Genomic DNA, 20,315 nt, shown 5'->3' on the forward strand with positions numbered 1-20,315 from the left:
GGGAACTGCGCGCTCAGCCACAGACGGCCCGCGGACTCCGAACCAACCTGGCGAAGCGCCTACACGGGGGCCGGAGTCGCCTCCGGAGCAGGCGCAGCCGCGGCCGCGGCCCGGTCCCGCCGCTCCCTGCGGACCAGCACGACCCACCCGACGGGGACGCCCGCGGCAAAGAGCCACCACTGGACGGCGTACGCCATGTGCGGCCCGATCCCGCTGTGATCGGGCCCGCCGATCAGCTGCGGAGACCCGCCGACCGCCTCGGGCGAGGTCAGCTCGACGTACCCGCCGAGCACCTGCTTGCCGAGGGCGTCGGCCTGCTGGCCGCTGCTGATCAGCATGATCTGACGGTCGGGCAGGCCGCGGACGTCCTTGATGCCGCTCGCCGCGGACGTCTCGTCGGCCATCATGCGGCCGGTGACGGTGACCTCGCCCTTGGGCGGCGCGGGGATCTTCGGGAACGCGGTCTGCGGTCCGTCGGCCGGGATCCAGCCGCGGTTGACCAGGAGCACCTTGCCGTCGTCGAGGACGAACGGGGTCAGGACGTGGAAGCCGACCTCGTCGTCCGAGTTGGTGCGGCGCCGCACGACGACCTCGTGCTTCGCGTCGTACGTCCCCTTGGCGCTCACCCGGCGGTACAGATCGGTCTTGGGCACCTCATGCCCTGGCGAGGTGAGCTTCTCGGCGGGGACCGGGTCGGCCGCGAGCGCCTCGGTGACCCGCTGGTTCTGCGCGACGCGGTGTTCGTGCCGATGCAGCTGCCAGAAGCCGAGCTCGACCATCACGGGAATGAGGACGAGGGCGATGAGGGTGAGGATCACCCACTGCCGGGACAACAGGAAGCGGTACACCCCACGACGGTACAACTAGCGTCATGGGGTGTCTGGGGGTGGGGTCGGGTGTCAGACCTTGTCGATGATGCCCACCCGCCCCTCCGCGCGCGAACAGTGGGCGCCGCAGTACCAGTGCCCCTCGACCTCGACGCCCTGCCCGATGATGCGGCACCGGCAGTGCTCGCAGATCGGCGCCATGCGGTGGATGGCGCAGGAGAAGCAGTCGAAGACGTGCACCGCACCTTGTGCGTGCACTTCGAAGGACATGCCGTAGTCGTTTCCGCAGACCTCGCAACGTGCCATGCGCCACAGGGTGGGACGCGGGTGCGGCGCGGGGCGAGCGGTCGGCGGGCGAGTCGCCCGCCAATCACCCGTCTGACGCCGCCGCGGTCATCCCTCCGACGGGGACGCGGTCATCCCTCCGAAGCGGGCGCCACGTCCTGGAGGAGCTGGCCGAACGCCGCCTCGTCGATCACCGGCGTACCGAAGGAGCGCGCCTTGACGGTCTTGGAGGTGCCGGAGTCCGGGTCGTTCGTCACGAGCAGGCTGGTGAGCCGGGACACGCTCGTCGCGATGTGCAGGCCCGCCTCGACCGCCCGGTCCTCCAGGAGCTCGCGCTCCACGGAGGTGTCTCCGGAGAAGGCGATCCGCATGCCCTGCTTGAGCGGTTCGCCCGGTTCGTACCGCCCGGGGTTCGGGTACGGGCACGGCGGCCGCTTGCGCGAGGGGCGCCAACTCCCGGGACGGTACGAGGAGGAGGGCGTCGGGCCCGTCGGCTGGCGGACGATGCGGGGCGCGCCGTCGGACCACTCGGTGAGCGGACGGCACTCCAGGAGCGGCAGGCGGACGTTTCCGCCCGCCGCCGCGAGCAGGCTGGGGCGGAACGCCTCGGCGAGCACGCGCGCGTCGTCGAGGGCGTTGTGCGCGTGGCGCTGCTCGACGCCGAAGTGCGCGGCGAGCGACTCCAGCTTGTGGTTGGGCAGCGGGAGCGCGAGCTCCTTGGAGAGCGCGATGGTGCAAAGGCGCTGGCGCACGGGGGCGGTGCGCTCGGCGCGCGCGTACTCCCTGGCGATCATCGACCAGTCGAAGACCGCGTTGTGCGCGACGAGGACGCGGCCGTCCAGGCGGGCCGCGAACTCCTCGGCGACGTCCTTGAAGAGCGGCGCGTCCGCGAGCATCGCACTGGTGAGCCCGTGGATCCAGACGGGTCCCGGGTCACGCTGGGGATTGACCAGCGTGTACCAGTGGTCCTCGATCTCGCCCCTGGCGTCCACCCGGTAGACGGCGGCCGACACTATGCGGTCGTCGCGGGCCAGGCCTGTGGTCTCGACGTCGACGACCGCGTACCCCGTTGGATACGCGGCCGGCCAGGAGGTGGCGGACGCTGCGGTCGTGCGGTCTTCGAGCATGGTCCATGAGGATACGGGCCGCGACTGACAGTCAGGTCCCTGGGCCGACAGGTGTCAGCCTCACGGGCCGGGAAACGTGCCGGTCCGTCAGCCTCAAGGGCCGAGCAGCCCCGCCACCAGAGCCCTGACGGAGGTGGTGAACAGCGCCTCGGGATCGAGGGGTCCGGCCAGCGCGCGGGCGAGCGCGGCGTCCCGCTCCGCCGTCTCGGCCGTCCACAGTTCGTCCTCGCCGGGGCGCTGCACGGGGGCGCGCTCGCGGTTGCGCTCGACCAGGACGTGGCCGACGACGTGGATCTGGACGGCGCGGACGGCGTCGGCCGCGCGGGCGCCGCGCAGACCCGCCGCGTGCACCTCGTGGACGAGCGCGCGCTGGGCGGGCAGGAACATCCGTTCCGTGAGGCCCCGTTCGTGGACCATGGCGACGAGGTGCGGATGGTCGCGCAGCTGGCGGCGCAGGGCGCGCGCCACCGAGACGACGCGTCGGTCGGGGGTGGCTCCGGAGGGGCGGATCTCGCCGAGGTCGGCGACCGTGCGCTCGACGAGGGCGTCCAGGAGCGACTCGCGGTTGCCGACGTGCCAGTAGATCGAGGTGACGGCGGTGCCGAGCTCGGCGGCGAGCTTGCGCATGGTCAGGGCGCCCGGGCCGTGCTGCTTCACCAGGTTCGCCGCGGCGTCGAGCACGTCTTCCCGGTTCAGATGTGTACGCGTCTCTTTACCCTTCACGAGTCCTGTTGTAACTGTGTTACAGAACCTCCCGCAAGTCCCCGCAGCGGACCCGAGTCCGCGTCGACGAAGGGTGGTACGACATGGCACGCATTCGGTACGGGGCGCGCACCGAGGCGGAGATCGCCGCCGCGCGCACCGCGAGCTCCAAGCTCCCCGACATCTGGTCCACCGGCGTGGTGGCGGTCTGGGAGAGCGATCCCGACGCGGTCGCGGCGGTCCTGCCGCCGCCGCTCAAGCCCACCGGAAGGCCCCTGGTGCGGGCCAACATCAGCAAGGTCGACCTGCCCGGCTATCCGCTGGGCGCGGGTTCGGTGGCCGTCGCCGCCGAACACGGGGGAGTGACCGGCTGGTATCCGCTGGTGATGCCGATGACCCACGAGCGCGCCCTGATCGGCGGGCGCGAGGTCTTCGGGGAGCCCAAGAAGCTCGGCGAGGTCGAGGTGGACCGCGACGGCCTGGTGGTGCGGGCCTCGCTCGCCCGGCACGGCATCGCGTTCGTGGAGGTGCGCGGCGCGGTCAGCGGCGACCTGCCGCTTCCGGAGCCGACGCGGAAGACCGACTTCTACTTCAAGTTCCTTCCCGCGGTGGACGGTTCGGGCTTCGAATCGGACCCGGTGCTCGTGCACTGCGTACGCAACGAGAAGGTCCGCAAGCTGGAGGGCATCACCGGCGACGTCGTCCTCCGGGAGTCGATGTACGACCCGGTGGCCGACCTCCCGGTGCGCTCGGTGGTGGAGATCACCATCGGCGAGAAGACCACCGACCAGCAGGGCCGTGTCGCCGAACGCGTCAGCGCGCAGGCACTGCTGCCCTACGTCCACCAGCGCTACGACGACCCCGCGCAGATCCTGGACGGACCGCCCGAGGGGAGCGTCTGAGATGGAGCTGCGCGAAGGGCAGGTCGCCGTCGTCACGGGCGCGGCGAGCGGCATCGGGCTCGCCATGGTGCGGCGGTTCGCGGCCCAGGGCCTGAAGGTGGTCCTCGCGGACGTCGAGGAGAGCGCCCTGGAGAAGGCGGCCGCCTCCTTGCGCGAGGACGGGGCGACGGTGCACGCGCGCGTGGTCGACGTCGGCTCGCGCGAGCAGGTCTTCGCGCTCGCCGACGCGGCGTACGACACGTTCGGCGCCGTCCACGTGCTGTGCAACAACGCGGGCGTCGGCTCGGGCGCCGAGGGCCGCATGTGGGAGCACGAGCCCAACGACTGGAAGTGGGCCTTCGAGGTCAACGTGTGGGGCGTCTTCCACGGCATCCAGGCGTTCGTGCCGCGCATGATCGCGGGCGGCGATCCCGGGCACGTCGTCAACACCTCCTCCGGGGACGGTGGGATCGCGCCGCTGCCCACGGCCTCCGTGTACGCGGTCACCAAGGCCGCCGTGGTGACGATGACGGAGTCGCTGTACGCGCATCTGAAGGCGGAACGCGCGCGCGTGGGCGCGTCCGTGCTCTTCCCCGGACCGCACATGCTGCGCACCGGCCTGTGGGAGTCGCACCGCAACCGCCCCGACCGGTACGCCAAGTCCCGCCCCCGCAAGTCCCCCTACCGCAGCCTCGACCAGTGGGAGGCCGCGATGAAGGACGCGGGGCAGAAGGTCGAGTTCACGCCCGTCGAGCAGGTCGCGGACTTCGTGGCGGAGGGGATCGGGGCCGGGCGGTTCTGGCTGCTCCCGGAGAGCGAGCACAGCGACCGGCAGATCAAGGCGAGGTCGCGCTCGATGCTGGAGCGGGCCGACCCGGCGTACCTGGAGAGCTTCATCCTGGACTGAAGGGGCGTGTGACCGATGACCGACCAGGAACATCAGAACGAGTTCGATCCGTACCTGATCATCTCCTCCGACTGCCACGCCGGGCTGCCCACCGAGGAGTACCGGCCCTATCTCGACAGCCGCTTCCACCGTCAGTTCGACGAATTCCTCGGCCAGGCGCAGGCCCGCCGCGAGGAGTCGACCCGCCTCGGCATCCGCAACGACGCGTTCGCCGAGAAGTGGTTCAACGACAACGAAGAGGGCCTGCGCGGGGGTTGGGACGCCGCGCAGCGCGTGAAGGAGCTGGACGGCGACGGGGTGGCCGCCGAGGTCGTCTTCCCCGACGCGGACGCCGTGGACAGCCAGACGGCCGCGCCCTTCGGAGTCGGGCTCGGCCTCTCCGGAGACCAGGACCCCGAACTCGGCATGGCGGGCGCGCAGGCGCACAACCGATGGCTGGCCGACTTCGTCTCCGAGCACCCCGAGCGGCACTGCGGCGTCGCCCTGTTGCCCATCACCGGCGAGGTCGACCGGGTCGTCGCCGAGGTGCACCGCGCCAAGGAGACGGGGCTCGGGGCGCTGATGATCCCCTCCATGTGGGTCGACAAAGCGCCCTACCACGACCGGCGTTACGACCCCGTGTGGGCGGCGGCCGCCGAGTGCGCGATGCCCGTGGTCACCCACTCCGGAGCGGCGCCACGGCACGAGTACGGCGACCACCTCGGGATCTACGTCTCCGAAGTGACGTGGTGGCCCGCGCGGCCGCTGTGGTTCATGCTCTGGTCGGGCGTCTTCGAGCGCCACCCGGGGCTGAAGTTCGGCGTCGCGGAGTCCGGCTGCTGGTGGCTGCCGAACCTCCTGTGGTTCATGGACCGCCTCTACCTGGGCGCCCACGGCGGCAAGAAGCTCTCCCCGTTCGCCGAGCTGAAGCGCCCGCCGCACGAGTACCTGGACCGCCAGATCTTCGTCTGCGCCACCAACACCAAGCGCCGCGAACTCGCCCAGCGCTACGAGATCGGCGTCGACAACATCCTCTGGGGCAGCGACTTCCCGCACCCCGAAGGCACCTGGCCCGACACGCGCGCGTGGCTGAAGAAGACCTTCCACGACATCCCGGTGGCGGAGACCCGGCGCATGCTGGGCCTCGCGGCCGCCGACGTCTTCGGCTTCGACACGGCGAAGCTCGCGCCGCTCGCCCGCCGCATCGGCCCCACTCCGGGTGAGCTCGGCCAGGACGCCGACCAGACTTCCGTAGAGGCCTCCTGGGCGCGCTCGCGCGAGGTGGGCCGCCACTGGCTGACCGACCACGACTTCCCGGTACTGGGGGCGGACACATGAGTCCACAGCACGTGCACCAGGAGCGCTACACCGTCATCTCCGCCGACTGCCACGCGGGCGCCGATCTCCTCGACTACAAGCCGTACTTGGAGTCCCGCCACCACGACGCGTTCGACGCGTGGGCGGCCACCTACGTCAATCCGTACGAGGACCTCCTCGCCGACACCGCCGACCGCAACTGGAACTCGGACCGCCGCATCGCCGAACTCGAAGAGGACGGCATCGTCGCCGAGGTCGTCTTCCCGAACACCATCCCGCCGTTCTTCCCCTCGGCCTCGCTGATGGCCCCCGCGCCGACCCGCGAGGAGTACGAGCGGCGCTGGGCCGGTCTACGCGCCCACAACCGCTGGCTCGCCGACTTCTGCGCGGCTGCGCCGGGGCGCAGGGCGGGCGTCTTCCAGATTCTCCTGAACGACGTCGACCAGGCCGTCGAGGAGATCCACCGGTCGGTGAAGGCGGGCCTCACCGGCGGCGTCATGCTGCCCGGCACCCCGCCGGGCTCGGGCCTCGCGGAGCTCTACTCGGCGACGTACGACCCGATCTGGGCGGCCTGCGCGGAGCTCGGCGTGCCGGTCAACCACCACGCGGGCTCGGCGTCGCCGCCGCTGGGTGAGGAGCCGGCCGCGCGCGCGGTGTTCATGGTCGAGACGACGTGGTTCTCGCACCGGGCGCTGTGGCACCTCGTCTTCGGCGGAGCGTTCCGCCGCCACCCGGAGCTCAAGCTGGTCCTCACCGAACAGGGCTCGGGCTGGATTCCCGGCGTCCTGGACATGCTGGACTACTACCACGGGCGCCTGGTCGCGGCGGCCACGAAGGCCGACACGGCGGAGTCCAAGTTCGGCGCGGGGCTCGCCGATGCGATGGGCAAGGGACCCTCCCAGGTGTGGCGCGAGAACTGCTTCGTGGGCGCCAGCTTCATGCGCCCGCACGAGGCGGCCATGCGCGACCGCATCGGCCTCGACAAGATCATGTGGGGCAGCGACTATCCCCACGACGAAGGCACCCACCCGTACTCGCGCGAGGGCCTGCGCATCGCCTACGCGGGCCTGCCGAGGGACGAGATCGAGGCCATGGTCGGCGGCAACGCGGCCCGCGTCTACGGCTTCGACCTGGACCGCCTCGGCGAGATCGCCGCGCGCGTGGGACCGACGGTCCAGGAACTGGACGAACCCCTCAAGGAGGCACCGGCCGACGCGACGAGCCCGGTGTTCGCGCCGGGAGGGTCGGTACGCATCTGGTGACCCCTGTGGTGCGATGCTCCCTGCGTGACTGACGCAACGCACGACGAAGCGCACGGCGGCGCCCTCGGCTCACGGCTCAACTGGCTGCGGGCCGCCGTGCTCGGGGCCAACGACGGCATCGTGTCCACCGCGGGTCTCGTCGTCGGTGTCGCGGGGGCCACCGACGACCGCAGCGCCCTGCTCACCGCGGGTCTCGCCGGGCTCCTCGCGGGCTCCATGTCGATGGCCGCGGGCGAATACGTCTCCGTGTCCACGCAGCGCGACTCGGAGAAGGCCGCCCTGGCCATGGAGAAGCGCGAGCTGCGCGAGCAGCCCGAGGCGGAACTGGCCGAACTGACCGACCTGCTTGCGGAGCGCGGGCTCAGCCGCGAGGTGGCGCGCGAGGCCGCCGAGCAGCTCACCGAGCGCGACGCGCTGCGGGCCCACGCGCGCGTGGAGCTCGGCATCGACCCCGACGCGCTCACCAACCCCTGGCACGCGGCCTGGGCCAGCTTCGTCGCCTTCACCGCGGGCGCGCTGCTCCCGCTGCTCGCGATCGTGCTGCCGCCGCCCGACTGGCGCCTCGCCGTCACCGTCCTCTCGGTGCTCGGCGCCCTCGCGCTGACGGGCTGGGGCAGCGCCCGGCTCGGCTCCGCGGACGTGCGCCGCGCCGTCCTGCGGAACATGGCGGGTGGCGCGCTCGCGATGGCGGTCACCTATGGGGCGGGGGCGCTGCTGGGGGCGGTCGGCGTTTGAGGCGCCCTCTTTGGTGAGGATCACCAACAACCGGCCCCGTACCGCCGGTAATACTTGTCGGTAACAACCCCTAGTCGCGAGCAACCAGCCGTTCTACGGTGCACGCATGTCCCCGAACCTGCCCGACGTCGTGCTGTGGTCCATACCAGCATTCGTGCTGCTCACCGTCGTCGAGATCGTGAGCCACCGGATCCATCCCGACGAGGACGCGGCGGGGTACGAGACCAAGGACGCCGCCACCAGCGTCACCATGGGGCTCGGCAGCCTCGTCTTCGACTTCCTGTGGAAGATCCCCATCGTCGCGATCTACTCGGGGGTGTACGCGCTGACCCCGCTGCGCGTGCCCGTCCTGTGGTGGACGATCCCGCTGATGCTGCTCGCGCAGGACTTCTTCTACTACTGGTCGCACCGGGGCCACCACGTCATCCGCATCCTGTGGGCCTGCCACGTCGTGCACCACTCCAGCCGCAAGTTCAACCTCACGACGGCGCTGCGCCAGCCCTGGACGAGCCTCACGGTCTGGCCGTTCTACCTGCCGCTGATCGCCTGTGGCGTGCATCCGGCCGCGCTCGCGTTCTGCACGGCGGTCAACCTGGTCTACCAGTTCTGGATCCACACGGAACGCATCGACAAGCTGCCCCGCCCCTTCGAGTTCGTCCTCAACACGCCCTCGCACCACCGTGTGCACCACGCGTCCCAGGGCGGCTACCTGGACCGCAACTTCGGCGGCATCCTGATCATCTGGGACCGCGTGTTCGGCTCGTGGGTCGCGGAGACGGACCGGCCCGTGTACGGCCTGACGAAGAACATCACGACGCACAACCCGCTGCGCGTCGCCACGCACGAGTACGCCGCCATCGCCAAGGACCTGAAGGCGGCCGCGAGTTGGCGCGAGCGGGCCGGACGCGTCTTCCGCGGGCCCGGGTGGCAGCCGCAGGCGCCCGACGCGGCAGAGGCCCCCGCGGCGCCCGTGCGGGCCGCCGACGCGACGGTCCCCGAGCGTGCGGCGTGACACGGCCGCCCGCGCCCACCCTGCTCATCGGCGCCTTCGGCATCGCCGCACTCGGCGATCTCGGCGCGCTCCTCGCGGACTTCGGCCCAGGACACGCCGTCTGCAAGCCGCTGCTCATGCCGCTGCTCGCGGCGTACGTCGCGGTGCGCGGAGGACCACGGCTGCTGGTCGCCGCCCTGCTGTGCGGCTGGGGCGGCGACACCCTCCTGCTCCTCGACGCCGACCCCGCCTTCCTCGCCGGGATGGGCTCCTTCGCGGCCGGGCACGTCTGCTACCTCGTGCTCTTCAAGAGGCACGGGGACTTCAGGAGGTACGGCGACTTCAGGGGGTACGCGGACGGGAGCGGGGCCGCACGCGCGCGTGGCACCGCACTCGTGGCCGGGTACGCGCTCGCGCTCGCCGTCACCGTGGCGCTCCTCTGGCCCGACCTGCCCGCCGACATGCGGGGCCCCGTCGCGGGCTACAGCCTGCTGCTCACCGCGATGGCCTTCGGCGCGACCGCCATCGGCCCCGCGGCGGCCGCGGGAGGAGCGCTCTTCCTGCTCTCCGACACCCTCATCGCGACCGGCGTCGCCGAGTGGCCGCAGCTGCCCAGGCCCGACTTCGCGATCATGCTCACGTATATCGCGGCGCAGTTCCTGCTGGTCAGGGGCGTACTGACGGCGACCGATGCACGACAGGAGTCCGGCCGGGCGTACGGTGAAAGGCGTATGACCAGCACGACCTCCTGAACCGCACGAAGGATCACGCATGCGCGCCACCACCATCCACGCCCCGTTCGACATGCGCGTGGAGGACGTGCCCGAGCCGGTGGTCCAGCTCCCCACCGACGCGGTCGTCCGCGTCCTGCGGGCCTGCATCTGCGGCAGCGACCTGTGGGCCTACCGGGGCGAGGCCAAGCGGCAGCCCGGCCAGCGCATCGGGCACGAGTTCCTCGGCATCGTCGAGGACACCGGGTCCGAGGTGAGCGGCGTGCGCCGCGGTGACCTCGTCGTGGCGCCCTTCATGTGGTCGGACGGCGTCTGCGACTACTGCGCCGAGGGCCTCACCACCTCCTGCGAGCACGGCGGGTTCTGGGGCTCCGTCGGCTACGACGGCGGCCAGGGCGAGGCCGTCCGGGTGCCGTTCGCCGACGGCACCCTGGTCCAGCTGCCCGCCGAAGCCGCCTCCGACGACCACCTGCTCTCCGGCCTGCTGACCCTCTCGGACGTCCTGGGCACCGGCCACCACGCGGCGCTCGGCGCGGGCGCACGCCCGGGAGCCACGGTCGTGGTCGTCGGCGACGGCGCGGTCGGCCTGTGCGCGGTCCTCGCGGCCAAGCGGCTCGGCGCCGAGCGGATCATCGCGCTCGGCCGCCACCGGGCCCGTACGGACATCGCGCGCCGCTTCGGCGCCACCGACGTCGTCGCCGAGCGCGGGGACGCCGCGGTGGCCGCCGTCCGTGAGCTCACCCGCGGTCAGGGCGCGCACTCCGTGATCGAGGCGGTCGGCACCGAGCAGTCGATGCGTACGGCCGTGGACATCACGCGCGACGGCGGCGCGATCGGCTTCGTCGGCGTCCCGCACGGCAGCGGCACCGGGCTCGACCTGAGCGTCATGTTCAACCGGAACATCGCCCTGCGCGGCGGCGTCGCGCCGGTGCGCACGTACATCCCCGAGCTGCTGCCCGACGTCCTGGACGGCACCATCGACCCCTCACCCGTCTTCGACCTCACGATCGGCGTCGAGGACGTGCCGCAGGGCTACAAGGCGATGGACGAGCGCACCGCGCTCAAGGTGCAGGTGGCTTTCTAGGAGGGGGCGGGTGACGTGCCCCGAAGGGGGCGCGGGGAACTGCGCGACCAGCCACGACGCACCCGCAGACGCGGACCGTATGTCCCGCGGAGCGCTTAGCCGCTCACCAGCGGATCGGCACCGGCACCGCCGTGAGCAGTGCCGACACTGCCACGACCGCGCCCAGCGCGATGACCTCCCCGCGCGCGGGGACGTACGCGCCGATGCGGTCCCCGGCGCGCCGCAGCCGGTGGCGGGCGATCAGCGCGAGCACCGCGACGGCGGCCACGACGAGCACCTTGGCGAGCAGGGTGCGGCCGTACGCCGTCCCGGTCAGCTGGTCGAGGACGGTGCCCGGCGGCATCCGGCGCAGCGTGCTGGCGACGCCGGTCGCCGTGATCGCGGCGAACAGCACGGCGGCCACGCGCGCGTAGAGCCCCAGTACCGCGATGCCCGCCTCCGGAGCGGACGTCCGCCACCGCCGCAGCAGGCGCAGCACGTACAGCAGACCGCCCGCCCACAGCGCCCCGCACGTCAGGTGCACCAGCGTGAGACCGCTGCCGAGGAGCGCGGAGTCCTCCACCGGAGGATGGGCCCGCAGCGCCTCGGCGACGATCACCGCGGCCAGCGGCAGCACCGCCCCGGCCGGGCGCCGCGAGCGCGCGCACAGCGCGGCCGCGATGAAGGCGTTGACCTCCACGAGGGCGAGCCTGCCGTCCCGGGTGTCGTACAGGCGCCCGATGTCCAGGTCGGAGAGTTGCTCCGGGACGAGGTTGCCGTTCGCCACGATCGCGGCGAGCCCGAGCGCCGCGGCGAACCCCGCCCACGCCGCGTACGCCCCCCAGCCGCGCGGCTCGCCCGCCCGGCCGAGCGGCGCCCCCGGCACCCGGCGGGCGAGCCGGGTCGCGAACACCTCGCCCAGCTGCACGCACAGCGCGCCGAACAGGACCGCGCGCAGCAGCGTGATCCCCGCCGTGCCCGGCGCCTTCGCCTCGCCGGTGCCGCTCAGCGCGGCCGAGGGGCCGAGCAGCGGGATCAGCGCGGCGATGGCGACCAGGACGAGCACGGCCACGGCGCGCCCCACGGAGGGGCGGCGGCGCGGCGCGCGGTGCGATGCGGCGGCGGTGGCCGGTATGCCGGCCGCGGCATCGCCTCCGGGCTCGGCGGACGGTCGTATGGAGCTCACCACATGATCTTCACCAGGGGTCCCCCCGGCGGGCAAGTCCTGGGGGACAACTGGTGCAAAGGCATTCCGATCGGACTGTAAAGCCCGCCGCCGAAGCCGCCGCCGTGCGCGCCGCCTCACCGCCACTCGGGCCGGTCGGTGCCCCAACGCCCCGGCGGGTCCGCCCAGTTGGCGGGCCCTCCGGTGAAGGAGACGGGTGGCAGGGCGTACCGCAGGTGTCCCAGTGGGCTGTCCGTCTCGGTGAGCCAGGGCGCGGGGTCGTCGTATGCCTCCTCGGAGCGCCCGCCGGGTTCCGCGGCGCCGAGCGACAGCAGCCATGCCGCCGTACGGGCGAGGGAGAGGCGTACGTACCCGGTGCCGCCCCGCGACGCCTGCTCGGTCACGGTCCGCAGCACGGCCGCGGCGAGCAGATAGCCGGTGCCGTGGTCCAGGGCCTGCGCGGGCAGCGCCCCGGGCCGTTCGGGGCCGCCCTCGACGGCCGCGATCCCGGTGGCCACCTGCACGAGGCTGTCGAAGCCGCGCCGTCGCGCCCACGGGCCCGCCGCGCCCCAGGCCGACAGCTGCGCGACGACGAGGCCGGGCCTGCGCGCGGCCAGTTCCCGGGGCGAGAGCCCGAACCGGTCGAGGGCGCCGGGCCGGTAGCCCGTGACGACGACGTCGGCCGTGGCGAGCAGGTCGTCGAAGGCTCGCCGATCCGCACGGTCCCCGAGGCCGAGCGTGACCGACCGCTTCCCGAAGCCGGTGTCCGTGTGCTGATCGGCGAGTTCGGGCAGCCCCGGCGGATCGACGCGCAGCACGTCCGCGCCGAGCAGCGCCAGTGTGCGGGTCGCCACGGGCCCCGCGATGACCCGGGTGAGGTCGAGCACGCGCAGTCCCGCGGCGGGCCGCGCGGGGGAGCCGGTGAGCGGGGCGAGGCCGCGCGCGGGCGCTGGCCCGAGCCGTTCCCTGTGGACCAGCGGCTGCCCCGCCGACGCCGCCCCCTGTGGATGCGCGGCCCACTCCTCGGGCGTCCGCAGCGCGACGGCGAGCCCACCGGCGGCGTACACCGCGTCCTCCACCTCTGCGGCGGACCGTTCCGCGAGGCGCGCGGCCACCGCGTCCTCGGACTCCGCGACACCGAGGGCGGCGAGCAACGCGGCCCTGTGGTGCGGATAGTTGGCGTGGGTGCGCACCCAGCCGTCCGCGGTGCGCCAGAACCGGGACAGCGGGGCGAAGGTCACCGGCTTCCTGCCGTCCACCGACAGGTGCCGCTCGCTGGTGAAGGCCGTGGCCACCGCGCCGTCGTCGACCAGGACCCGGGGCACGTCGCCCCCGGTGCGCAGCGCGGTCAGCTCGGCGGCGGCCAGCGCGCAGGCGCCCACGCAGGCGCGGGCGAGTGCGCCGACGGGCAGGCGTCCTGGCAGTGCGCCGTCGCGGGTGACGGAGGAGAGCCGGTCGAGGAGGGCGGGCGCACCGTCGAGCGCGGCCCAGGCGGCACCGGTGGCGTCCACTCCTCGCGATGGTGTGTGCGTCATGCACGCACTATGTCGCACCGGCAAGCACCGGCAAGCACCGGCAAGCACCGGCAAGTACCGGCACGTACTGACAAGCCCCGCCAGGCGCCGCCCGAACGGTGAAGGGCCGGGCGACCCCAGGTCACCCGGCCCCGCTCCCACCGAACGCGGACGTTACTTCCGCACCGCGTCCAACGCGTCGGCCATGCCCACGCCGTAGAAGCCGTTCTTGTTCTTGCCGCCCTCGCAGACCGCGTCGACCTTGCCGTCACCGTCGAAGTCGTACGGATCGGTGCACGCCATCCGGTCCGCCTGGCGGTACATGAGCTCCTTGACCCGCGCCGCGGAGGCGTGCGGGTGCGTGGACTTGACCAGCGCGGCGAGGCCCGCGACGTGCGGGGACGCCATCGACGTGCCCGCCTTGTAGCCGAACTTGCCGTCCGGCAGCGTCGACAGGATCCGGCCGTCGACGGCCGGTGCCTGCGGAGCCTGGTACTTGGTGGAGTCGCCACCCGGCGCCGCGATGTCGATGACGCCCTTGCCGTAGTTCGAGTACGACGACTTGATGCCCTTCGCACCGGTGGCGGAGACCGTCACGACGCCCGGCAGCTGCGACGGGATGTCGAAGCAGTCCTTGGTCTTGACGGTCCGCGGCACCGGAGTGGTGTCGTCGGGGCTGGAGTTGTCGAGGATCTCGTCCTGGGCCAGGTCGGTCTTGGCGTTGCCCGCGGCCGCAACGTTCACCGCGCCCTTGCGCTCGGCGTACTTCGTGGCCCGGCCGACGGCGTCGACCAGCGCCTTCTGGTCGTCGTCCGTCGTGCAGTTGAACAGCCACGGGTCGGTGTAGTAGCTGCTGTTGGTGACGTCGACGCCGTGGTCGGCCGCCCACATGAAGCCGCAGACCACGGCCTCCGTGTAGTACATGCCGGTCGCGGGCTCGGCCACCTTCAGGCTCGCCACCTTCACGCCGGGCGCCACGCCCGTGATGCCGGTGCCGTTCTTCGCTGCGGCGATCGTGCCCGCCACGTGCATGCCGTGGTCGCTCTCCTTGGCCACCGGACGCCACGCGTTGTCCTTCTGCACGGGCACGCCGCCCAGGCAGCTCGCCGACGCCCGCCGGTCGAAGTTGGGCGCGATGTCGGGGTGCGTGTCGTCGACCCCGGAGTCCAGGACGCCGACGGTGACCTTCGGACTGCCGAGCGAGACCTCGTGGGCCTTGTCCGCCTTCATGGCGGGCAGGTCCCACTGCAGCGGCTCCAACTCGTCCTGGCCCGCCGACGCCTTGCCCGCCGCGGCCTTCGCCTCGGCGGCGGTCAGCGGCCGCTCGGACTCGATCGCGTCGTCCGACTGGGCCGACAGCGGCGCGGTGCGCGTGGCGCCCGCCGACTGGACGCCCTTGACCTTGCGGATCGTCTGCGCGAACCCGGGGTCCGCCGAGTGGACGACGATGACGCCGATCTTGTCGTACGCGATGACGACGGTGCCGCCCGCCGTGCTGACGGCCTTCTTCGCCCGGGCGGAACTCGCCTTGCCCGGGCGGACGTTGACGACGTAGCTCATCGACGCGCCGTCCGCGGCGGGCGCGGCCGACGGGCTCGCGCCGGGCAGGTCGGCGGGCCGTGCCGAGGCCGTCGCGGGCAGGAAGGCGACGGCCGAGACCACCGCGATGCCGAGCGGAAGGGCCAGCGCGCGGCGGGAGCGCGCGACGGCGCCGAGCCGGGTGGAGGACTTGTTCACGTTCGCTCTCCCCATCACTTCTTCACGGCGTCGAGCGCGTCGACGAGCCCGCTGCCGTAGAAGCCGTTCTTGTTCTTGCCGCCGTCCTGGCAGGTCGCGTCGACGTCGCCGTCACCGTCCGGGTCGTAGGGACCCTCGGGGCAGGAGAGCTTGTCGGCCTGCTTCTTGAGCAGCCGCTGGAGTTCGGCGGGGCCCGCCTTGGGGTGCGTGGACTTGATCAGCGCGGCGACGCCCGCGGCGTGCGGGGACGCCATCGAGGTGCCCTGCAGCCAGCCGTACTCGCCGCCCGGCATCGTGGAGAGGACGCGGCCGTTCTTGGACGGGGTGTCGGCCGGGATCTGGAACTTGTCGCCGCCGGGGGCCGCGACGTCGATGACGCCCTTGCCGTAGCTGGAGTAGATCGACTTCAGGTCCTTGACGCCCGTCGCGCTGACGGTGACGACGCCCGGAAGCTGGGTGGGGATGTCGAGGCACTCGTGCGGGTCGACGGTGCGCGGCACCGGAGTGGAGTCGTCCGGGCTCGACGTGTCGACGATCGCGTCCGAGTCCAGGTCGTGGTTGGAGTTGCCCGCGGAGGCCAGGCTGAGGGTGCCCTTGCGCTGGGCGTACAGCTGGGCGCGGTTGACCGCGTCGACGATGGCCCGCTGGTCCGGGTCGTCCTTGCAGTTGTACATCCACGGGTCGACGTAATAGCTGTTGTTGGTGATCTCCACGCCGTGGTCGGCGGCGAACACGAAGGCGCAGACCACGCTCTCCGGGTAGAACAGCTCGTTGACCGGGTCGGCCACCTTGATGCCCGAGACCTTGACGCCGGGCGCCACGCCCGCGACACCGACCCCGTTGCGCGCGGCGGCGATCTCACCGGCCACGTGCGTGCCGTGGTAGTGCTCCCTCTTCGCCGGGCGCCAGGCCCCGGGCGAGGTGTCGGCCTTGCCGCCGACACAGCTCGCCGACTGCGACGCGGAGAAGTTGGGCGCGAGGTCGGGGTGGGTGTCGTCGACGCCCGTGTCGATCACGCCGACGGTGACCTTCCTGCTGCCCGGGTTGATCTTGGCGGCCTTGTCGGCGCCGATCGCCCGCAGGTCCCACTGGTCGGCCTCGAGCGGCTCGTCGCCCGAAGCGGCGGTGGCCTTCAGGGACTTGGCGTCGGCCTTCGACAGGAGCGTCGGGGCGCCGTCCTCGGTGGTGCCCGCGGCGGTGAGCGGCGCGGTGCGGGTCGCGCCCGCGGTCTGCACGCCGCGCACCTCGCGTATCTGCTTGCCGAAGTCCGGGTTCGACGAGTGCGCGACGATCACGCCGATCTTGTCGTACGCGACGACGACGGACCCGCCGTTCTTGGCGATCGCCTTCTTCACGTACTGGATCGTCTTGTGGTCCGCGCGGGTGTTGACGACGTACGCGAGGGCGGGGGCGTCCTTCGCGGCCTGTGCCGACACGGGGGCGGGCGACTCGTTCGAGGCCGCGGAGGCGGCGCCGGGCAGGAAGCCGACCGAGGCGGCCAGGGCGATGCCGAGCGGCAGGGCCAGCGCCGTACGACGTCTGGAACGCAGATGAGCCATGGGATCTCCACATCATCCGGTGACGGAACCGCACACGGAATCGCATACGGAACTGCCCGAACACAGCTGGTGCTCGGGCAGGTACATGACGGGTGGTTCAGGGTGAAGCTAACCCGGAAACTCCCAGGCCAGCAATGACTTGCCGAAGAAACCGGGGAGTTGGGCCGCGTCGCGCGTGTCGCCCCGGCGTTGAGTACGTCACGGAAGCAACATCAACCCCCTGTCGGATCACGTCCGGTGGCCTTAGCATCGCCATCCGTGGCTCACGTGATCCGCGTCACTACCGGAGTGAGAGATCAGAGCCCATGGAACAACTGTCCGTCCCCACCCCACCCGCACCACGAGGAGACTCCGTGGCCACCGACGCACCGCCACCTTCGAAGGGCGGCTCAGAAACCACTCCCCACGCGCCCTCCACGGAGGAGTTCATCGAGGTGCAGGAGAGCGCGGAATTCGGTGAACTGCGCCAAGCGCACCGCTCGTTCGCCTTCCCGCTCACCATCGCCTTCATCACCTGGTACCTGGTGTACGTCCTGCTCTCCAACTACGCGGGCGACTTCATGGGCACCAAGCTCTTCGGCAACATCAACGTCGCCCTCGCACTCGGCCTCGGGCAGTTCCTGACCACGTTCCTCATCGCCTGGTTCTACTCGCGCCACGCCGCCTCGAAGCTCGACCCGAAGGCCGAGGCGATCAAGTCCCGTATGGAGGGAGCGGCATGAGCCCCGCGCACACCGCCGTCATCGACCTGGCGGCGGCCTCCGACGCCTCCGACCACCGGCCACTGATCATCAGCCTCTTCGCGGCCTTCGTCGTCGCGACCCTGGTCATCACCGTCTGGGCGGGACGGCAGACCAAGAGCGCCGCCGACTTCTACGCGGGCGGCCGCCAGTTCACCGGCTTCCAGAACGGCCTGGCGATCTCCGGCGACTACATGTCCGCCGCGTCCTTCCTCGGCATCGCGGGCGCCATCGCCCTCTTCGGGTACGACGGGTTCCTCTACTCCATCGGCTTCCTCGTCGCCTGGCTGGTGGCGCTGCTCCTGGTCGCCGAGCCGCTGCGCAACTCGGGCCGCTACACGATGGGCGACGTCCTCGCCTACCGGATGCGCCAGCGCCCCGTCCGTACGGCGGCGGGCACCTCCACCATCGTCGTGTCGATCTTCTACCTGCTCGCGCAGATGGCGGGCGCGGGCGTCCTGGTCTCGCTGCTCCTGGGCATCACCACCGACGCGGGCAAGGTCCTCATTGTCGCCCTCGTCGGCGTCCTGATGATCGTCTACGTGACCATCGGCGGCATGAAGGGCACCACCTGGGTGCAGATGGTCAAGGCCGTCCTGCTCATCACGGGCACCATCCTCATCACCTTCCTGATCCTCCTGAAGTTCAACTTCAACGTCTCCGACCTGCTCGGCTCGGCCGCCTCCAACAGTGGCAAGGGCTCGGCGTTCCTTGAGCCCGGCCTCAAGTACGGCGCCACCGGCACCTCGAAGCTGGACTTCATCTCGCTCGGCATCGCCCTGGTGCTCGGCACCGCGGGCCTGCCGCACATCCTGATCCGCTTCTACACGGTGCCGACGGCCAAGGCCGCCCGTAAGTCCGTGAACTGGGCGATCGGCATCATCGGCGCCTTCTACCTGATGACGATCGTCCTCGGCTTCGGCGCCGCCGCCCTGCTCAAGCCCGGCGACATCATCGCCTCGAACAAGGCGGGCAACACCGCGGCACCGCTGGCCGCCCTGGAGATCGGCGGCGGTGGCGACTCGACCGGCGGCGCCATCCTGCTCGCGGTGATCTCCGCGGTCGCCTTCGCCACCATCCTCGCGGTCGTCGCGGGCCTCACCCTCGCCTCGTCGTCCTCGTTCGCGCACGACATCTACGCGAACGTCATCCGCAAGGGCAAGGCCACCGAGAAGGAGGAGATGAAGGCGGCCCGCTGGTCGACCGTGTTCATCGGCATCGTCTCCATCGCGCTCGGCGCCCTCGCCCGCGACCTGAACGTCGCGGGGCTCGTCGCCCTCGCCTTCGCGGTCGCGGCTTCGGCGAACCTGCCGACGATCCTCTACAGCCTGTTCTGGAAGCGGTTCACCACCCAGGGCGCGCTCTGGTCGATCTACGGCGGCCTGGTCGCCGCCGTCGGCCTCGTGCTGTTCTCGCCGGTCGTCTCCGGCAAGCCCACCTCGATGTTCCCCGACGCGAACTTCGACTTCTTCCCGCTGGAGAACCCGGGCCTGATCTCCATCCCGCTGGGCTTCCTGCTCGGCTGGCTCGGCTCGCTCCTGTCCAAGGAGGAGCCGAACAAGGGCAAGTACGCCGAGCTGGAGGTCAAGTCCCTCACCGGCGTCGGAGCGCACTGAGCGGTTAATGTTCATGTGCTCGTAGCGGCCGCGTCGTAGAGTCCTACGACGCGGCCGCGCCGTTCCTCGTGCCAAATGGCCCATGGAGTTGTCAGAGGTCTGGCGTAGGGTCGTAAGCAGTCGGAACATCAGCATCCAACCGCCGGGGAGGGGGCCGCAGTGCTCATCGACACCTTTGGCCGAACAGCCACTGACCTGCGCGTTTCACTGACAGATCGCTGCAATCTGCGCTGCACGTACTGCATGCCCGAAGAGGGCCTCCAGTGGCTGGCCAAGCCGGACCTGCTCACCGACGACGAGATCGTCCGCCTCGTGCGCATCGCCGTCACCCAGCTCGGCATCACAGAGGTCCGGTTCACCGGCGGCGAGCCGCTGCTCCGCCCCGGCCTCGTCGGCATCGTGGAGCGCTGCGCCCAGCTGGAGCCGCGCCCCAGGATGTCCCTGACGACGAACGGCATCGGCCTCAAGCGCACCGCCAAGGCCCTCAAGGCGGCGGGCCTCGACCGGGTCAACGTCTCTCTGGACACCCTGCGCCCCGACGTCTTCAAGACACTCACCCGCCGTGACCGCCACAAGGACGTCCTCGAAGGCCTGGAGGCCGCCCGCGACGCGGGCCTGACCCCGGTCAAGGTGAACACCGTCCTGATGCCGGGTCTGAACGACGACGAGGCCCCCGACCTGCTCGCCTGGGCCGTGGAGAACGACTACGAACTGCGCTTCATCGAGCAGATGCCGCTCGACGCCCAGCACGGCTGGAAGCGCGACGGCATGATCACGGCCGGTGACATCCTGGAGTCCCTGCGTACGCGCTTCGAGCTCACCGAAGAGGGCTCCACGGAGCGCGGCTCGGCCCCCGCCGAGCGCTGGATCGTGGACGGCGGCCCGCACCGGGTCGGCGTCATCGCCTCCGTCACCCGCCCCTTCTGCTCGGCCTGCGACCGCACGAGACTGACGGCCGACGGCCAGGTGCGCACCTGCCTGTTCGCCACCGAGGAGACCGACCTGCGAGGAGCCCTCCGCGCGGCCCCCGAGGACAGCACGGACGGCTCGGACGAGGCGATCGCCCGCATCTGGAAGCTCGCGATGTGGGGCAAGAAGGCGGGCTCGGGCCTGGACGACCCGTCGTTCCTGCAGCCGGAGCGGCCGATGTCGGCGATCGGCGGATGACTTAACCGCG

Annotated in this window: 19 protein-coding genes; 11 read left to right on the top strand and 8 right to left on the bottom strand. The window is 71.7% G+C overall.

Annotated elements, in window-relative coordinates; genetic code table 11:
- Positions 1-59 precede the first annotated feature (59 nt).
- The 4 genes from CP970_RS33820 to CP970_RS33835 all read right to left on the bottom strand — a co-directional run bounded on the left by CP970_RS33820 (position 60) and on the right by CP970_RS33835 (position 2,962).
- Positions 60-848, bottom strand: coding sequence for an SURF1 family cytochrome oxidase biogenesis protein (locus CP970_RS33820; protein ID WP_055550190.1), 789 nt, complete (start codon positions 846-848; stop codon positions 60-62).
- Between the two features lie 51 nt (positions 849-899).
- Positions 900-1,133, bottom strand: coding sequence for a hypothetical protein (locus CP970_RS33825; protein ID WP_079043687.1), 234 nt, complete (start codon positions 1,131-1,133; stop codon positions 900-902).
- Positions 1,134-1,243: 110 nt separating this feature from the next.
- Complete coding sequence (locus CP970_RS33830; protein ID WP_055550194.1) at positions 1,244-2,239, bottom strand: DEDDh family exonuclease; 996 nt, start codon at positions 2,237-2,239, stop codon at positions 1,244-1,246.
- A 93-nt stretch (positions 2,240-2,332) separates the two neighbouring features.
- Positions 2,333-2,962, bottom strand: a complete 630-nt coding sequence (locus tag CP970_RS33835; protein ID WP_055550196.1) for a TetR/AcrR family transcriptional regulator — start codon at positions 2,960-2,962, stop codon at positions 2,333-2,335.
- An 83-nt stretch (positions 2,963-3,045) separates the two neighbouring features.
- Between CP970_RS33835 and CP970_RS33840 the strand changes: the two genes are divergently transcribed.
- From CP970_RS33840 to CP970_RS33875, 8 genes are all read left to right on the top strand, one after another.
- The gene (locus CP970_RS33840) at positions 3,046-3,843 is read left to right on the top strand and encodes an acetoacetate decarboxylase family protein (RefSeq protein ID WP_055550198.1); all 798 of its coding nucleotides are present in this window, start codon (positions 3,046-3,048) and stop codon (positions 3,841-3,843) included.
- A gap of 1 nt (position 3,844) precedes the next feature.
- Complete coding sequence (locus CP970_RS33845) at positions 3,845-4,729, top strand: SDR family NAD(P)-dependent oxidoreductase (protein WP_055550200.1); 885 nt, start codon at positions 3,845-3,847, stop codon at positions 4,727-4,729.
- A gap of 15 nt (positions 4,730-4,744) precedes the next feature.
- Positions 4,745-6,046, top strand: coding sequence for an amidohydrolase family protein (locus CP970_RS33850; RefSeq protein WP_055550202.1), 1,302 nt, complete (start codon positions 4,745-4,747; stop codon positions 6,044-6,046).
- Positions 6,043-7,287: an amidohydrolase family protein gene (locus tag CP970_RS33855; protein WP_055550204.1), complete on the top strand. Its 1,245-nt coding sequence runs from the start codon at positions 6,043-6,045 to the stop codon at positions 7,285-7,287. The genes CP970_RS33850 and CP970_RS33855 overlap by 4 nt, the downstream gene beginning before the upstream one ends.
- A gap of 24 nt (positions 7,288-7,311) precedes the next feature.
- Positions 7,312-8,022, top strand: coding sequence for a VIT1/CCC1 transporter family protein (locus CP970_RS33860; protein ID WP_150494358.1), 711 nt, complete (start codon positions 7,312-7,314; stop codon positions 8,020-8,022).
- Between the two features lie 106 nt (positions 8,023-8,128).
- Positions 8,129-9,034, top strand: coding sequence for a sterol desaturase family protein (locus CP970_RS33865; RefSeq protein WP_055548605.1), 906 nt, complete (start codon positions 8,129-8,131; stop codon positions 9,032-9,034).
- Positions 9,031-9,765, top strand: coding sequence for a lysoplasmalogenase (locus CP970_RS33870; RefSeq protein WP_055548603.1), 735 nt, complete (start codon positions 9,031-9,033; stop codon positions 9,763-9,765). The genes CP970_RS33865 and CP970_RS33870 overlap by 4 nt, the downstream gene beginning before the upstream one ends.
- A gap of 19 nt (positions 9,766-9,784) precedes the next feature.
- A complete protein-coding gene (locus tag CP970_RS33875; protein ID WP_055548601.1) occupies positions 9,785-10,828 on the top strand; it encodes a zinc-dependent alcohol dehydrogenase family protein in 1,044 nt (347 codons plus the stop codon).
- Between the two features lie 103 nt (positions 10,829-10,931).
- On the opposite strand, the gene CP970_RS33880 is transcribed toward CP970_RS33875, so the two are convergent.
- From CP970_RS33880 to CP970_RS33895, 4 genes are all read right to left on the bottom strand, one after another.
- Entirely contained in the window at positions 10,932-11,942 is a 1,011-nt protein-coding gene (locus CP970_RS33880; RefSeq protein WP_055548609.1) for a CopD family protein, read from the bottom strand.
- Between the two features lie 167 nt (positions 11,943-12,109).
- Entirely contained in the window at positions 12,110-13,507 is a 1,398-nt protein-coding gene (locus CP970_RS33885; RefSeq protein ID WP_055548599.1) for a CoA transferase, read from the bottom strand.
- A 153-nt stretch (positions 13,508-13,660) separates the two neighbouring features.
- Positions 13,661-15,223, bottom strand: a complete 1,563-nt coding sequence (locus tag CP970_RS33890; protein ID WP_224058872.1) for a S8 family peptidase — start codon at positions 15,221-15,223, stop codon at positions 13,661-13,663.
- Positions 15,224-15,237: 14 nt separating this feature from the next.
- Positions 15,238-16,782: a S8 family serine peptidase gene (locus CP970_RS33895; RefSeq protein ID WP_055548595.1), complete on the bottom strand. Its 1,545-nt coding sequence runs from the start codon at positions 16,780-16,782 to the stop codon at positions 15,238-15,240.
- Positions 16,783-17,135: 353 nt separating this feature from the next.
- Between CP970_RS33895 and CP970_RS33900 the strand changes: the two genes are divergently transcribed.
- The 3 genes from CP970_RS33900 to moaA all read left to right on the top strand — a co-directional run bounded on the left by CP970_RS33900 (position 17,136) and on the right by moaA (position 20,305).
- Positions 17,136-17,504, top strand: a complete 369-nt coding sequence (locus CP970_RS33900; protein ID WP_055548593.1) for a DUF485 domain-containing protein — start codon at positions 17,136-17,138, stop codon at positions 17,502-17,504.
- Positions 17,501-19,138 (top strand): solute symporter family protein, encoded by a 1,638-nt coding sequence (locus tag CP970_RS33905; protein ID WP_055548591.1) that lies wholly within the window; start codon positions 17,501-17,503, stop codon positions 19,136-19,138. Before CP970_RS33900 ends, CP970_RS33905 begins: the two co-directional genes overlap by 4 nt.
- Before the next feature lie 159 nt (positions 19,139-19,297).
- Positions 19,298-20,305, top strand: a complete 1,008-nt coding sequence (moaA, locus tag CP970_RS33910; RefSeq protein ID WP_055548588.1) for a GTP 3',8-cyclase MoaA — start codon at positions 19,298-19,300, stop codon at positions 20,303-20,305.
- Positions 20,306-20,315: the final 10 nt, after the last annotated feature.

Origin of the sequence: Streptomyces kanamyceticus, from assembly GCF_008704495.1 — a bacterium.
Classification (GTDB): domain Bacteria; phylum Actinomycetota; class Actinomycetes; order Streptomycetales; family Streptomycetaceae; genus Streptomyces; species Streptomyces kanamyceticus.